Origin of the sequence: Polaribacter vadi, from assembly GCF_001761365.1 — a bacterium.
In the GTDB taxonomy this organism is placed as follows: domain Bacteria; phylum Bacteroidota; class Bacteroidia; order Flavobacteriales; family Flavobacteriaceae; genus Polaribacter; species Polaribacter vadi.
Window position 1 is genome coordinate 2,576,933 of record NZ_CP017477.1, and the last position, 14,526, is coordinate 2,591,458.

Sequence of the window (14,526 nt, forward strand, 5' to 3'; positions counted from 1 at the left end):
TTACTTTTTATTAATCACTTTTACAGCCTGACCATTGTTAACACTTCTTGCACCTTCCATAATAATTTCTGAATCTGCAGGAAGATGTTTTATAACCTCAATCATATCTCCTTGTGTTTTTCCTGTTTCAATAATTAAACGTTCTGCAACAGCTTCATCATTTGCATTTTTATCTTTAATAATGTAAATAAATTGCTCACCATTTGCATTTTCAGAAATAATACTTTGTGGAATTAATACTGCATTTTCGCTTGTATAATCGTTTAATCTTAATCTTGCAGTTAAGTTTGGTTTTACATTTCCGCTTAAATTTGGTACATCAATTTCAATCTTAAAAGATCTATTATTTGGGTTGATAAAATTGCCAACCTGTCTTACTTTTGATGTTACAGTTTCTCCTAAAACAGGGAAATTAACTTCTACTTTTTTATCTTTAGTGATGCTTCCAATATAGGTTTCTGGAACTTCAGTTTCAATATACATATTAGATAGGTTTACAATTCTAAATATTTCTGAACCTTGTCCTGGAGCTACTACAGTTCCTCTTTCTTTAAAAACATCATCTATAATTCCAGAAAAAGGTGCTCTTATTGTAGCTTTCCCTAACTGACTTTTTATTTGATTTACAGCACTTTGTTGAGATTCGTAAGCTGTTTTAGTTTGTAAAAACTGAATTTCTGAACCAATTTTTTGATCCCATAATCTTTTTTGACGCTCAAAAGTAGTTTTTGCAAATGCAGCATTAGCTTCTAATTGTGCTAATTGTTGAGACAGTCCACCATCATCAATTTTCGCTAAAATTTGCCCTTTAGAAACTCTTTGACCTTCTTTTACATAAACGCTTTGTAAAATACCTGGCATTTCTGGGTAGATTAAAACGTTTTGTTTGGTTTGTACACTTCCTTGTAATTCTATATAATGTGTAAAAACTTCCTCTTTTACTTTGTAGGTTGTAATTAAAGGCATGTTTTTATTATCATCTAAAGCATCAATTTTATCATTAATTTGCTTTAAATCTGCAGCTAATTCTTGTTGTTTAGCAGTAATTTCTGATTTCTTAGTTTTTAGTTGAGCAATATCATTAGTTGCTAAAACATCATCTACAGAAACTTCTTTTTTATCTGCGCAAGAAGCAAATAGAATTGTTGCTAATAAGATTAAATATATATTTTTCATCGGTGTTTTTTATTTAGTTGGGTTAATTGGTAAATTTAATGCGTTTTCTAAAGCTGCTTTGGTAGAAATTACATCTAACATAGATTGTATATAGCTTTGTTGTTGACTGTATAGTTGGTTTTGTGCTTGTAATAAATCGAAACTAGAAGAAATACCTTCAAAGAATTTTATACGCTGTTTCTTTTCGATTCTTTCTGCCAAACCAACATTCTTTTTTGCAGTTTGATAATTTTCGATACTAAATTGATAATCATTTTGTGCTTTTTGAGCCTGTAAACTTAAACGTTGTTTGGTTTCTTCCAAACGTATATCAGCAGTTTCTAATTCTAATTTTGCTTGAGATACTTTCGATTTTCTACTAAAACTACTAAAAATAGGTACGTTTAAACTTACGCCTAAAAGAGAAGATTCAAACCAACGTTGATCGCCATCAAAAAAGCTAAACGAATCAGAAAAAGCTTGTGTGCCATAATTTACAAAAGCACTTAAAGTTGGTAAATATTTGCTTTTTTCTAACTTTACATTTAAAAGACTGCCTTCTCTGTTATTTTCTGCGATTCTAAAATCGATATGATTATTTACATTAAAAGGTTCAGAAATTAATCCCAACTGAATATTCTCAGTAGCTAAACTCTCTAAATTATCCGTTAAAATTAGCGTTGTATTTATAGAGCTTCCCAAAGCAAGATTTAGCATTTGATAGGCTATTTCTTCCATTCTTTGCACACTCTTTAATTGGTTTTTAAGATTCCCTAAAGTAATTTCTAGTTGTTCTACATCTTCTTCTTCATTCAAACCATTTTCGTAGATTTTTTTAGCATCATCATAATTTTTTTGAAGAATTTTAATGTTACTTTCTAAAATGGAAATACTACTTTGAGTAACCAATACATTCCCATAAGCGTTTACAACAGCCTCTCTTGTTAATAATTCTGTTTTTTCCTCAGCTTGTGTTGTAATTTTTAAGAAAGTTTTCGAAGCTTGTAAACCTACAAGATAAGAACCATCAAAAAGCAATTGTGTTAATGTTACAGTAGCATTCATGTTTTGAGGTGTTCCAAAAACTACAGGAATAAAACCACCTGGAGCAGTTGGTTCTCTATTTGCTTGCAAATCAAAATAATCTTCTACAGTAGATACTGTACTGCTTGTATTATCGAAAGCTGCAGCTGGTAATAAGGAAACAGGTTGTTTTAAAAAGTTTTGATAATCTACAGCTGCATTAATTTGTGGTAAACCAATAGCGGTTGTTTCCCAAACTTTTTCGTTCGCAGATTTAATGTCGTTTTTTGCTGCTTTAGCATTATAACTATTTTCTAAAGCGAAAGCTATAGCTTCATCTAAAGAAAGTTGCAGTGTTTTTTCTTGTGCTTTTACAGAGAATGTAAACACAAAAAAACAAATTATGTAAATATACTTATTCATTTATTATTGGTTGTTTTCTAGTTGATTTTCTAATTGTTTGATTCCTTTTTCTGTACAAATACCTCTTAAATGATATTCTAAAAAATGATTCATTAAAGTATTCATAGAATAGTCATTTAAAGGGAAAAGATCCTTGTCTTTTATAGACATCATTCCAGAAAAATAAATGCGAGAAATAAAAGTAACTTCAATATTTTTTCTATAAAAACCTTGATCAATTCCATGGTTTAGATTTTCTATTACACAATCTTGCATAACATCAAATTGTTTGCCTTTTATAGATGCATATATTTTAGGATAATATTTTTGTAATTGATATTGAGGAGAAGATTTTTCGTCTTTTAAATTAGACATTACAAATCTTTTGATGTCAAAAATTTCGTCAATAGGATTTTTATTTAAATCGCAAATCATATTTATACCATTACAAATATTAGAAAACATATAATCTGTTACAGCAGCAACAAGTTCTGTTTTATTTTTAAAATATTTATAAATAGTTTTTTTTGAAACTCCTAAAGCACTAGCAATTTCATCCATGGTTACACTCTTAAAACCTAGGTTTAAGAATAATTCAGTTGATTTTTCTACTATTTTTTCTTTCATAATTATTTTGCAAATGTACAACAGGAAACTTTAGAAACAAAAAAAGTTTCCAAAGTTTTAATCATTTTTTAACATTTCATATTAAAAGACAAATTTCTTTACATTATTTTTACATAAAAATTAAAGATTTGGACATTTTACATTATCAAAAAGAATTTTTACAGTATTTAGAATCTAAAGAATGGGTGCAAGAGCCAAAGAATTTGTACGAACCTATAGATTATATCCTAAAATTAGGAGGTAAAAGAATTCGCCCTATTTTAACATTAATGGCTGCAGATATTTTTGGAGCTGATTCTAAAAAAGCTTTGCCAGCTGCTTTAGCCGTTGAAGTTTTTCATAATTTCACCCTAGTTCATGATGATATTATGGATGATGCACCAATTAGAAGAGGTAAACCAACTGTGCATGAAAAATGGGATATTAGCACAGGAATTCTTTCTGGAGATGCTATGTTGATTTTAGCCTATAAATATTTTGAAAATTATGAACCTATTGTTTTTCAGAAACTAGCAAAATTATTCAGCAAAACAGCTTTAGAGGTTTGTGATGGACAACAATTAGACGTAGATTTTGAAACCAGAAATGATGTTACTATTGATGCATACATAAATATGATTCGTTTAAAAACATCAGTTTTAGTAGCTGCTGCCCTTAAAATGGGAGCAATTGTTGCAGAAACAGATGATGAAAATGCAGATTTAATTTACGATTTTGGTTTAAATCTTGGTTTGGCTTTTCAATTACAAGATGATTATTTAGATACTTTTGGAAACGCAGAAACATTTGGGAAACAAATTGGGGGCGATATTATGGAAAATAAAAAAACCTATTTATATTTAAAATGTTTAGAGGTTGCTAGTGAGGAACATCAACAAAAACTTGCATTTTATTACAGACAGAAATTAAAAGACAATTCTTTTAAAGTTCCTGAAGTTACAAGGATTTTTAAGATGAACGATATACCTTATTTAGTAACACAAGAAATAGAAAACTATACACAAAAAGCTTTTGATACACTTTCTAAAATGAGTATTAGTAGTGATAGCAAGGAAAATTTAAAAGCTTTTGGTTTATGGTTGATGAAAAGAGATGTATAATATTCTTTAAAATTATTTGCAAATTATTTAAAATTAATAGTACATTTGCACCCTAATTTATTGGTCCTATAGCTCAGTTGGTTAGAGCACCTGACTCATAATCAGGTGGTCCATGGTTCGAGTCCATGTGGGACCACAATTAAAAACCTTAAATATTTGATTTTCAAATATTTAAGGTTTTTTTCTTTTTTGTTATCTTCACTCTAATGTTATTTTGAACCAATTCGAAAAGTTCTGCTTTTTATCTTTATTCCACAACTTTTAGACTTGATTTTAAAAAAGACAAAACTCTTTATTAAAGGTTAAAATTTATTTTTGATTGTCTATCATACATTACAATACTACCAGCTACAGAAACATTTAAGCTTAATTCAGATTTGAATTTTACTAAATGATGCGATTTTTCAATTGCTAATTTAGATAAACCATGATCTTCTGCTCCTAGTAAATACACACAACGTTTTGGGTGATTAAAAGTTTCTAATTGAACCGATTTTTCATCTAACTCTACACCTACTAACATTGCACCTTTTGGTAAATTATTAAAGAAATCATCGAAGTTTTCATAGTGAAAATAAGGCATTGCTCCTGTTGCTTTATGTGTATCACAAGCTTGTTTTGCATATCTATTACCTATAGTAAATATAAAACTTGCACCCATATTTTGTGCAGACCTCCAAAGAACACCTAAATTTTCAGGCGTTTTTCCATTCTGAATTCCTATTCCAAAAAAACCTTGTTCTAAGTTATTAACCATTTTTTTTCACCAACATTCTTTTAATTTCATTCAGCTTCATCAAGGCTTCAATTGGAGTTAATGTATCAATATTAATCGTTAATATTTCTTCACGAATATTTTCTAAAATTGGGTCATCTAATTGAAAAAAGCTGAGTTGCATATCTTCATGTTGCGATTGTTTTAAAACATCTTTAACTTCTGCGTTTTTGTTGTTTTTCTCTAACTGTTTTAGAATTTTATTAGCTCTATGAATCACCATATTTGGCATTCCAGCTAATTTTGCTACGTGAATACCAAAACTATGATTTGAGCCACCAGAAACGAGCTTACGTAGAAAAATAATGTTGTCTTCCAACTCTTTTACAGACACATTAAAGTTTTTAATACGTTCAAAAGTTGAGGTCATTTCATTCAATTCGTGATAATGGGTTGCAAATAATGTTTTTGCTTTGGTTGGATGTTCGTGCAGAAACTCTGAAATTGCCCAAGCAATCGAAATTCCATCATAAGTACTGGTTCCTCTACCAATTTCATCTAATAAAATTAAACTACGCTCAGAAACGTTATTTAAGATAGATGCAGTTTCATTCATTTCTACCATAAAAGTAGATTCGCCCATAGAAATATTATCACTGGCACCAACTCTTGTAAAAATCTTATCGACAATCCCAATTTTTGCATTCTGAGCAGGCACATAACTGCCCATTTGTGCTAATAAAACAATGAGTGCAGTTTGTCTTAAAATAGCTGATTTACCAGACATATTGGGTCCAGTAATCATAATAATTTGTTGCTGATTTCTGTTTAAAACAACATCGTTTGCAATATAGGTTTGATCTATTGGAAGTTGTTTTTCAATTACTGGATGTCGTCCATTTTTAATTTCTAAATCAGTGCCTTCATCCATAATTGGACGTACATAATTGTTATCAATCGCTAGCACAGAAAATGCTAAAAGACAGTCAATTTTTGCAATAATTTGTGCATTTTCTTGCACAACATCCACAAATTGAATGATGTATTGCAGTAATTTAGAAAAAATTTCTTGTTCTATTTTTGCTATTTTTTCTTCTGCTCCAAGAATTTTTGTTTCGTATTCTTTGAGCTCCTCAGTAATATATCTTTCTGCAGAAACCAACGTTTGTTTTCGAATCCATTCTTGAGGAACCTTGTCTTTATGCGTGTTTCTAACCTCAATATAATAGCCAAATACGTTATTAAAGGCAATTTTTAAACTCGTAATTCCTGTAGCTTCAGTTTCTCGAGCCAACATAGCATCTAAATACTGTTTTCCTGAGGATGAAATTGCACGTAAATCATCTAATTCTTGATGCACATTATTGGCAATTGCATTTCCTTTATTGATGTTTACAGGAGCTTCATCAAATAATGTTTCTGTAATTTTTTGAATTAAAACCTCACAAGTATGTAGTTGTTTCCCAAGTTCTTGAACTGTTGTATTGTTGCTTTTTTCTGAGGCACTTTTTATCGGTAAAATTGCTTTTAACGAATCTTTTAACAACACAATTTCTCTTGGAGAGGCTTTGCCTGTGGCAACTTTAGAAATTAATCTTTCTAAGTCGGATATTTGTTTTAGTTGATAGGTTACAGTCTTCGAAAAATCATTTGAATTGATGAAAAATTTGACCAATTCGTGTCGATTTTTTATTTCATCAATATTTTTTAAAGGCAAAGCCAACCAACGTTTTAATAAACGGCCACCCATAGGTGAAATGGTTTTATCAATGATGTCTAAGAGTGTTACAGCATTTACAGAATTAGGATTGTAAAGCTCTAAATTTCTAACCGTAAACCTGTCCATCCAAACATAATTATCTTCAGCGATTCTGCTAATCGATTGAATGTGTTTTAACTGATTGTGTTGTGTTTCTGATAAATAATACAACACTGCACCAGCTGCAATAATTCCGTTTTTTACTTCGTGAATTCCAAAACCTTTTAAGCTTTTTACTTCAAAATGATTGTGTAAAGTTTCATTGGCATATTCCTTTTGAAAAACCCAATCATCTAAATAAAAGGTGTAATATCTGTTTTCAAAAAGCTCTAAAAATTGTTGTTTGTGTTGTTTTTGAACTAAAACTTCGCTTGGCGAAAAATTTTGCAACAATTTATCTATGTATTCTGCATTTCCTTGCGCTACTAAATATTCGCCTGTGGAAACATCTAGAAATGAAATTCCGAGTTGTTTTTTATCAAAATGAACGGCTGCTAAAAAATTGTTGGTTTTGCTTTGTAAAACTTCGTCGTTCAAAGAAACTCCAGGAGTAACTAATTCTGTAACACCACGTTTTACAATGGTTTTGGTCATTTTTGGATCTTCTAACTGATCGCAAATTGCCACACGCATTCCAGCTTTTACCAACTTTGGTAAATAGGTGTTTAAAGAATGATGAGGAAAACCAGCCAAAGCAGTTTCAGAATCAGAACCTGCACCTCTTTTCGTTAATGTAATTCCTAAAACTCCAGCTGCTTTTTTGGCATCTTCTCCAAAAGTTTCGTAGAAATCTCCAACACGAAAAAGTAACATAGCATCAGGATATTTTTTCTTGATAGCATTGTATTGTTTCATTAAAGGAGTTACCTTTTTTACTTTTGATTTTGCCAAGTTTAGGATTTTTTCGATTAGTTTTGCGAAGATAAAAATTAGTAAGCAGTATTCAGTTGCAGTTTGCAGTGAACTTATTCACAAGATATGAGAAAATTAAAAAATAACGAATTAGGTAGAATTTCGGTTGATGAATTTAAATCGACAAAAAAAACACCTTTAATAATCGTTTTAGATAATGTTAGAAGTTTAAATAATATTGGTTCTGTGTTCAGAACTTCGGATGCTTTTTTGATTGAGAAAATTTATTTGTGTGGCATTTGTGCAACTCCACCAAATAAGGACATTCATAAAACTGCTTTGGGTGCAACTGAATCTGTGGAATGGGAATATGCTGAAAGCACGCTTTCAGTAGTTGAAAGTTTAAAAAATTCAAAAGTCAAGGTTTTGGCTATTGAACAAGCTGAAAATTCGACCAAATTAGATACTTTTTATCCAGAAAAAGACACAAAATATGCAATTGTGATGGGAAATGAGGTAAAAGGTGTACAGCAAGATGTGGTAAATGCAAGCGATTTTTGTATTGAAATTCCGCAATTGGGAACCAAACATTCTTTGAATATTTCTGTAACGACTGGTGTTGTTATTTGGGATTTGTTTGTGAAGTTGAAAGGGTTATAAATCTCTTAATTACAAGAAAATAAAACATCTATATAACAAGGATTGAAGCTTGTGCTTATTAAAAAAAAAATCAAATTTGTGAAAATTTATATGTAAAAATTATTTTACCCCTCAAAGGGTTTCAAACCCTTTGAGGGGTATTTCTATTTCTAAATTAAAATTCTAAAACTTTACAAAAAAACCAAAGTTAGTAAGCACGTTTAGCCCAGATTGAAGCATTTGTTTGAGCTCTTTTTTGCCTTAAAAAGGCAAAAAAAGCGAGTGCTGAAAGCTGGAAATAGCTCCAAAAAAAACTAAAAACCTAACACTAATTTTGCTATAGAAAAGTAGATTAAAATTCCTAAAATATCGTTGCTTGTGGTTATAAAAGGGCCAGTTGCCAATGCAGGATCTACACCTCTTTTTGCTAAAATAATTGGAATAAAAGTACCAATAATTGACGCGATTACAATTACAGAAACTAAAGAAGCAGCTACTGTAATTCCTAAATCTAAAGGAAAACCAAGAAATAACATGCCTGCAGACATTAGTAAAGCTGCTAAAACAAATCCGTTTAATAAACCTTGTAAAATTTCTTTTAAAAGTCTTCTAAAAAGTGAGCCTCGCAAACTATCGTTTGCCAAACCTTGTACAATAATTGCAGAAGACTGTACACCAACATTACCAGCCATTGCTGCAATTAATGGTGTAAAAAAGAAAAGTTCTGGGTATTTCAACATGGCTTCATCGAAACTACCCAATACAGAAACCGAAACAAAACCACCAAAAAGAGCTAAAATTAACCAAGGCAAACGTGCTTTTGTCAATTCCCAAATGGTATCATTTGCTTCTACATCTTGAGAGAAACCTGCTGCCATTTGGTAATCTTTATCAGCCTCATCTCTAATAACATCTACAATATCATCAATAGTAATTCTACCTACTAAAACATTGTTATCATCTACAACAGGAATGGCTTCCAAATCGTATTTTGCCATAATTTTGGCAATTTCTTCATCATCTTCATTTACATTTACAGAATCTACAGAATCTTTGGAAATATCTGCAATCTTTTGGTCGGATTTTGCTATTATTAAATCTTTTAAAGACAAACGTCCAACCAGTTTATCATCTTTATCTACCACGTAAATTGAGTGAACTCTGGTTACTTCTTTTGCTTGCCCACGAATTCTACGCATGCAACCTGCAACTGTCCAAGTTTCATACACTTTTACCAGTTCTTTTGCCATTAAAGCACCTGCAGTATTATCATCATAAGATAATAATTCTTTAATGTCTGCTGCTAATTCATCATCTTCTAATTCATTGATTACACGTCTTTGGCGTTCAATAGAAAGTTCTCCAATAATATCTGCAGCATCATCAGAATCCATTTCACCAATTTCGTCTGCAATTTCTTTTGCGGATAAATTGTCGAGAATTTTTTCACGAATATCATCTTCTAATTCTGTTAGAATTTCGGATGTTTTTTCGCTATCTAAAAGTTTAATGATATAAATAGCTTCATCGAAATCTAACTCGTCTAAAACCTCTGCAATATCTGCAAAATGGACGTCTTCAAATAAAGCTGTAATCTCTTTTGAATGGTCTTTTGCAATAAGTTCGGAAAGGTTATCTAGAAAGTCGTCTGTGATTTCAAATGGCATTATTTGCTAGTTTTTGCGTGAGTGAAATAAACTGCTGAACTGATAATTGTTCTGGTCGTTTCGCAAAGATAGGTTCTTCTTTTAAAGAATCCGAAAGATTGAAAGATTTTAAACTAGAACGCAACATTTTTCTACGTTGATTAAAAGCTGTTTTTACAACTCTAAAAAATAGTTTTTCATCTACAGGAAGTGAATAATCTTTTTTTCTGATGAATCTAATAACTCCAGAATCTACTTTTGGTGGTGGATTAAAAACAGTTGGTGGTACTGTAAAAAGATACTCAACATCAAAAAAAGCTTGTGTTAAAACAGATAAAATTCCATAAACTTTAGAACCTTCTTTTTCTGCAATTCGCATAGCAACTTCTTTTTGAAACATGCCTGCAAATTCAGGTACGAATTCCCTGTTTTCTATCGCTTTAAAAACAATTTGCGTAGAAATATTATAAGGGAAATTACCAATAATAGCTACTTGTTCTTTATTAAAAATTTCTTGAATATCTTTCTTTAAAAAATCACCTTCAATAATTTCAAATTTTTCTTTGGTGGTATTTAGGTTGATGTTTTCAATTGGAAAAACGTCTTTTAAATACGCCACAGATTCTCTGTCTAATTCAAAAACGGTAATTTTTGGTTTTTTCTGCAATAAGTATTTTGTTAAAACACCCATTCCAGGACCAATTTCCAACACCTGATCATAACCAACTTCTGTTAAAGCATCTGCAATATCTTTTGCAATAGTTTCATCTGTTAAAAAATGTTGACCTAAATGTTTTTTTGCTTTTACAGACATAGAATTTACTTTTTGTTACATTTTACACAAATGTACAGTTAAAAATGGCTACATTTCTAATGACATCAAGATTAAAAAAACAAGATTAGTTAGTACTTTTTTTTAAGGCTTAAAATACGATGTCATTAAATTGAAAATTGTTGCAAATTTCGAGCTTGTTTAACTTTACATTAATCGAACTTGTTGAATCTCATTTCAATTGTAAATTGTATGCCATCTATGGTTCTGCTTTCTTGCCATTTCATAGAAGACATGTCTAAATCTTTTAAGAATAAATTATAAGATTTGCTTATATTGCCATTAATTGGAGTTAAAACAAGATTGTAAAAACCAGTTGCTGTATCTTCATTACCAATTTCGTATTTAAAATCTCTAACCTTGGTTTCACAATTGGTTTTATTCACTACATAATTGCCTGATTTATTATCTCTTAAAAATTTCCAACTACTGCCTTCAAAACAATATTTTGATGCATCATTAAACAACGTTACATTGTAATTAGCGTCTGTATTGTAGGTTATTTTTTCTAGATACCAGTTTCCTTCAAATCTTTTTTCTTTGGATGTAACAAGTTTTTTTGCTCCACAGCTTAAAAATGTTGCTGTAAGTATTAGTAGTATTAAATTTCTCATGTTTTTCGTTTTTACAAAGTAACGATTATGTGAAAATTTTTAATACCTCAAATGCTATAAAAGATGATTGATAAGCGAATTTTAATTTCTATTATTATTGATAAACTTTGTTGGATCTAGATAACCAACTGTATCTTTTGAATAACCAGCTCCAATAGGCATGTGTATTTTATTTCTTATTTCTAAATGTAAATGAGCAAAATATATTCCATTTACATTACCAATTGTACCAATTGGATCTCCTTTCTTTACCCAAGTTCTCGGTTTTACTAAAATAGTATCACAATGTGCATATAAAGATTCTACTTTTTTATCATTTGGTAAAAAATGAATAATTCTGATGATATTTCCCCAACCACCATTATAATTTTTAGCGGAAGAAATATAGCCATTAGAAATAGCATAAATTGTATCTCCTAAATCTGAATTACCTCCTTTTACAGAATTCCAATCATCACCTAAATGATAATTTTTCTGAAATTTTTGAGCATTATAATATCCTTTTGCATTAGGTTTTCCAACAGGAAAATCAAATTTATAAGAAATATATTTTGGTTTTATGAAAAGAGAATCTTTTGTTATTACTTTTTTTATTTTACTATTTCTATCAATAGAAACTCGTTCATTTTTCTTTACACAACCAAATGTTATTAAAATGATAAAACAATATTTTTTTATCATTTTTAATTCTTTATAGAAAAATAAATAAGCAGGATTCCAAAACCTATTCCACAAAGAAAACCACCAATTGTTTCATGTGGTTCTGTTCCGTAAAAAAGATACCCAGTATATGCTCCAGAAATAATTAATAAGAGTGCTAAGGCCAACACTAAATTTCTATTTCTATATAAAAATTTCTTCATTTTAATTTTTATTTTCAGTTGGGTAAAACTCTTTCACCAATTTTAACTCAGTTCTAAAAGCAAGCATTTTATCTCCGAATTTTTGTAAGCTTTTTATTCTTAAATCATCAGCATCTTCTTTGTAATAATCGTGCAAATCTGCTTGTGTATTTGCTGTGTATTGCACAGAATATGTTTTACCTCCCATTTCTTCTTCCACCAACACTTGTGTGAATTTAGCAGAAATGAATTTTCCTGTATTTAAAACTTCTATAATATGAGTTTCCATCCAAGTTAACCATTCATCATGAACAGCATTATCGATATTAATTGTTACGTTGTATATGTACATAAAATCTGTTTAATCTTTTATTTTTTTTAAAAGTGTAATTGTTTCAGTTTTTACAGCAAACTGATACTAAAAAATTGTTTACTAAATAGTATCTCCTCTTAATTTTCTATACTTTTTTCTGGCATCCACTAAATAAATACTTGATGGATGTTCAAAAATTATTTTTTGGTAATACTCTTTCGCTTTTTCAAAATCATTTAAGTTATAATGATATAACTCTGCCATTGCATAATACACATCATCTGTTAAAAAACCTTGATTATCTGCAGCAACAATTTTTGCGTAGCATAAAATCGCTTCATCGTATTTTTCTTGTTTTATGTATAACTTTGCCTGTAAAAATAATACATCATCATAAATAACTTCTCCAGGAACTAAGCCATTTGGTAAAATTTCTTTGGATGAAAACAGTGTAGAAAGTTCCTCTAAAGCATCCTCGTTTTTATTTTGATACGCAAACAACTCTGCTTTTGCCAATTGTTTTAAACCAGAAGGAATGGAATCTACAGGTTCATTATCGGTTATTCTTAAAAATAAATCGACTGCATCATTGGCAATTAATTGTGTAGTTGAGCCTTTTAAAACTTTTAATTGTGCTTTTGCCCACTCAAAATCGCCTTTAAAATAACTAGTTTGTGCTACTTTGAAACGTGCTTGTTGTGCTATTTCTGAGCCTTTTAATTGCGTTTGAATTTGCGAAAAATAAATTAATGCTTTGTTAAATAGTCCTCTAAAAACTAAAACTTCGCCTAATTTTAATTTAATTCTTCCTTCATCAAATTTAGATTGTGCAAAGGTTAAAGCTTCTTCTAAAACACTACTGGCTTGTAAAGGTTCGTTTTTGGTAAACGTTAAAAAATCTGCATATTCAACTTGCAGTTCTATAGTTTGTTGACTTTTGCCAAATTCCGTAAATAAATTTTGAAAGAGGATTTCTGTTTCTGGGTTTTTAGTGGCAATAGCTATTTTTGCTAAGTATAAATTTGCATCAATTTTTTCTTCTTTTAATGCTGATTTTTCATCAATAAAAGTAAAACAGTCTTTTGCAGCTTGGTAATCTTTATTTTGGAAAGCAATTTTACCCAAATCATAAATTTCTTCTAAATCACCTGAATTTCTTTGATATAAAGCTTTTTCTTGAATTAAGGCTTTTCCATAATCTTTTTGTTGCGCAAACAACCAACTTAAAAGGATATTCCACTCGTTTTTTGGATTGCTTGCAGCTTTTCTTAAGAGTGTTTTTCTGAATAAAATATTGGTGTCACTTTCTGGATCATCAGTAATATATTTGCTTGCAAATCTTTGAACTAAGTTGAGGTAACTTTCGTTTTTATCAACCAAATTGATATACGATTCAAACATTTGTTTGTATTCACCTTGCTCACCATAAATCTGTGCTATTTGGAAATTATAGTCCGCATTTTCATTGGTTTCCATCGCTTTTTCATAAGCTAAAATAGCATAGTTTAATAAGTTGTAGTTTTTAAAAAGGCGCCCAATTATACCAGCATAACTAGCATTTTCATTCAAAGAATTTATTGCTTTTTCGTAGTTGGTTTTAGCAAGTTCGTTTCGTTGCTGTTTTTCGAAATTATACCCTAGATACACATATAAAAATGTTTGAGTAGGATTTTTTTCAATGCGCTCTTTTAACAAATTTTCTGCAATTGAAAATTTATCGGTTTCTTGATAACAAGAAATTAAGCGAGTTAAATAAGTAGTGTTAAAAGAACTTTTATCGTATAATTTTTTATAAATTTGAGTAGCTTTTTCATATTCTCCTTGCCTGTAATAAGTTTCTGCCAAGAAAAAAGTGTTCTGGTCATCTTCCATTTGTAACTCTTGTCCAAAGGAAAAGTTGCTGATGATCAGAAAAATTATTAAAAAAAGATTCTTCATAAGAATCAAAGATAATTAAGAAATATGTTAAAATTTTATTAAACCAATGTTATTTAAATGATTTCCTTG

Annotated in this window: 14 protein-coding genes and 1 tRNA gene; 3 read left to right on the forward strand and 12 right to left on the reverse strand. The window is 30.0% G+C overall.

What is annotated here, in order from left to right:
- Genes LPB03_RS11115 through LPB03_RS11125 form a run of 3 tightly spaced genes read right to left on the reverse strand, consistent with a single transcriptional unit; the run spans position 1 to position 3,207 of the window.
- Positions 1–1,176: an efflux RND transporter periplasmic adaptor subunit gene (locus LPB03_RS11115; RefSeq protein WP_065319681.1), complete on the reverse strand. Its 1,176-nt coding sequence runs from the start codon at positions 1,174–1,176 to the stop codon at positions 1–3.
- 9 nt (positions 1,177–1,185) lie between these two features.
- Positions 1,186–2,601 carry a TolC family protein gene (locus LPB03_RS11120; protein ID WP_065319682.1) on the reverse strand — a complete coding sequence of 472 codons (1,416 nt, stop codon included), beginning with the start codon at positions 2,599–2,601 and terminating at the stop codon, positions 1,186–1,188.
- 3 nt (positions 2,602–2,604) lie between these two features.
- Entirely contained in the window at positions 2,605–3,207 is a 603-nt protein-coding gene (locus LPB03_RS11125) for a TetR/AcrR family transcriptional regulator (RefSeq protein ID WP_065319683.1), read from the reverse strand.
- Positions 3,208–3,335: 128 nt separating this feature from the next.
- Between LPB03_RS11125 and LPB03_RS11130 the strand changes: the two genes are divergently transcribed.
- Complete coding sequence (locus LPB03_RS11130; RefSeq protein ID WP_065319684.1) at positions 3,336–4,307, forward strand: polyprenyl synthetase family protein; 972 nt, start codon at positions 3,336–3,338, stop codon at positions 4,305–4,307.
- A 62-nt stretch (positions 4,308–4,369) separates the two neighbouring features.
- Positions 4,370–4,443 (forward strand) — tRNA-Ile (locus tag LPB03_RS11135).
- A gap of 159 nt (positions 4,444–4,602) precedes the next feature.
- On the opposite strand, the gene LPB03_RS11140 is transcribed toward LPB03_RS11135, so the two are convergent.
- Both LPB03_RS11140 and mutS read right to left on the reverse strand, forming a co-directional pair.
- Positions 4,603–5,064 (reverse strand): RNA methyltransferase, encoded by a 462-nt coding sequence (locus tag LPB03_RS11140; RefSeq protein WP_065319685.1) that lies wholly within the window; start codon positions 5,062–5,064, stop codon positions 4,603–4,605.
- The gene (mutS, locus tag LPB03_RS11145) at positions 5,057–7,636 is read right to left on the reverse strand and encodes a DNA mismatch repair protein MutS (RefSeq protein WP_170324232.1); all 2,580 of its coding nucleotides are present in this window, start codon (positions 7,634–7,636) and stop codon (positions 5,057–5,059) included. Before mutS ends, LPB03_RS11140 begins: the two co-directional genes overlap by 8 nt.
- 123 nt (positions 7,637–7,759) lie before the next feature.
- Here mutS and LPB03_RS11150 point away from each other — a divergent pair, with 123 nt between their 5' ends.
- Positions 7,760–8,293: a TrmH family RNA methyltransferase gene (locus LPB03_RS11150; RefSeq protein ID WP_065319687.1), complete on the forward strand. Its 534-nt coding sequence runs from the start codon at positions 7,760–7,762 to the stop codon at positions 8,291–8,293.
- 293 nt (positions 8,294–8,586) lie between these two features.
- Here the strand turns inward: LPB03_RS11150 and mgtE are convergent, their stop codons facing one another.
- From mgtE to LPB03_RS11185, 7 genes are all read right to left on the reverse strand, one after another.
- Positions 8,587–9,939 carry a magnesium transporter gene (mgtE, locus tag LPB03_RS11155; RefSeq protein ID WP_065319688.1) on the reverse strand — a complete coding sequence of 451 codons (1,353 nt, stop codon included), beginning with the start codon at positions 9,937–9,939 and terminating at the stop codon, positions 8,587–8,589.
- Entirely contained in the window at positions 9,929–10,732 is an 804-nt protein-coding gene (gene rsmA, locus LPB03_RS11160) for a 16S rRNA (adenine(1518)-N(6)/adenine(1519)-N(6))-dimethyltransferase RsmA (RefSeq protein WP_065319689.1), read from the reverse strand. Before rsmA ends, mgtE begins: the two co-directional genes overlap by 11 nt.
- A 170-nt stretch (positions 10,733–10,902) precedes the next feature.
- Positions 10,903–11,364: a lipocalin family protein gene (locus tag LPB03_RS11165; protein ID WP_065319690.1), complete on the reverse strand. Its 462-nt coding sequence runs from the start codon at positions 11,362–11,364 to the stop codon at positions 10,903–10,905.
- Between the two features lie 81 nt (positions 11,365–11,445).
- Entirely contained in the window at positions 11,446–12,045 is a 600-nt protein-coding gene (locus LPB03_RS11170) for a M23 family metallopeptidase (protein WP_065319691.1), read from the reverse strand.
- 2 nt (positions 12,046–12,047) lie between these two features.
- Positions 12,048–12,227 (reverse strand): hypothetical protein, encoded by a 180-nt coding sequence (locus tag LPB03_RS11175; protein ID WP_065319692.1) that lies wholly within the window; start codon positions 12,225–12,227, stop codon positions 12,048–12,050.
- 1 nt (position 12,228) lies between these two features.
- Complete coding sequence (locus tag LPB03_RS11180) at positions 12,229–12,558, reverse strand: DUF4286 family protein (RefSeq protein WP_065319693.1); 330 nt, start codon at positions 12,556–12,558, stop codon at positions 12,229–12,231.
- Positions 12,559–12,639: 81 nt separating this feature from the next.
- On the reverse strand, positions 12,640–14,457 hold the full coding sequence (locus tag LPB03_RS11185; RefSeq protein WP_065319694.1) for a tetratricopeptide repeat protein: 1,818 nt from the start codon (positions 14,455–14,457) through the stop codon (positions 12,640–12,642).
- Between the last annotated feature and the right edge of the window lie 69 nt (positions 14,458–14,526).

Coding starts and splice junctions, on each gene's coding strand:
- rsmA (WP_065319689.1), bottom strand. CDS start 10,732: ATGTCTGTAAAAGCAAAAAAACATTTAGGTCAACATTTTTTAACAGAT.
- LPB03_RS11185 (WP_065319694.1), bottom strand. CDS start 14,457: ATGAAGAATCTTTTTTTAATAATTTTTCTGATCATCAGCAACTTTTCC.
- LPB03_RS11120 (WP_065319682.1), bottom strand. CDS start 2,601: ATGAATAAGTATATTTACATAATTTGTTTTTTTGTGTTTACATTCTCT.
- LPB03_RS11165 (WP_065319690.1), bottom strand. CDS start 11,364: ATGAGAAATTTAATACTACTAATACTTACAGCAACATTTTTAAGCTGT.
- LPB03_RS11140 (WP_065319685.1), bottom strand. CDS start 5,064: ATGGTTAATAACTTAGAACAAGGTTTTTTTGGAATAGGAATTCAGAAT.
- mgtE (WP_065319688.1), bottom strand. CDS start 9,939: ATGCCATTTGAAATCACAGACGACTTTCTAGATAACCTTTCCGAACTT.
- LPB03_RS11150 (WP_065319687.1), top strand. CDS start 7,760: ATGAGAAAATTAAAAAATAACGAATTAGGTAGAATTTCGGTTGATGAA.
- LPB03_RS11175 (WP_065319692.1), bottom strand. CDS start 12,227: ATGAAGAAATTTTTATATAGAAATAGAAATTTAGTGTTGGCCTTAGCA.
- LPB03_RS11115 (WP_065319681.1), bottom strand. CDS start 1,176: ATGAAAAATATATATTTAATCTTATTAGCAACAATTCTATTTGCTTCT.
- LPB03_RS11170 (WP_065319691.1), bottom strand. CDS start 12,045: ATGATAAAAAAATATTGTTTTATCATTTTAATAACATTTGGTTGTGTA.
- LPB03_RS11125 (WP_065319683.1), bottom strand. CDS start 3,207: ATGAAAGAAAAAATAGTAGAAAAATCAACTGAATTATTCTTAAACCTA.
- LPB03_RS11180 (WP_065319693.1), bottom strand. CDS start 12,558: ATGTACATATACAACGTAACAATTAATATCGATAATGCTGTTCATGAT.
- mutS (WP_170324232.1), bottom strand. CDS start 7,636: ATGAAACAATACAATGCTATCAAGAAAAAATATCCTGATGCTATGTTA.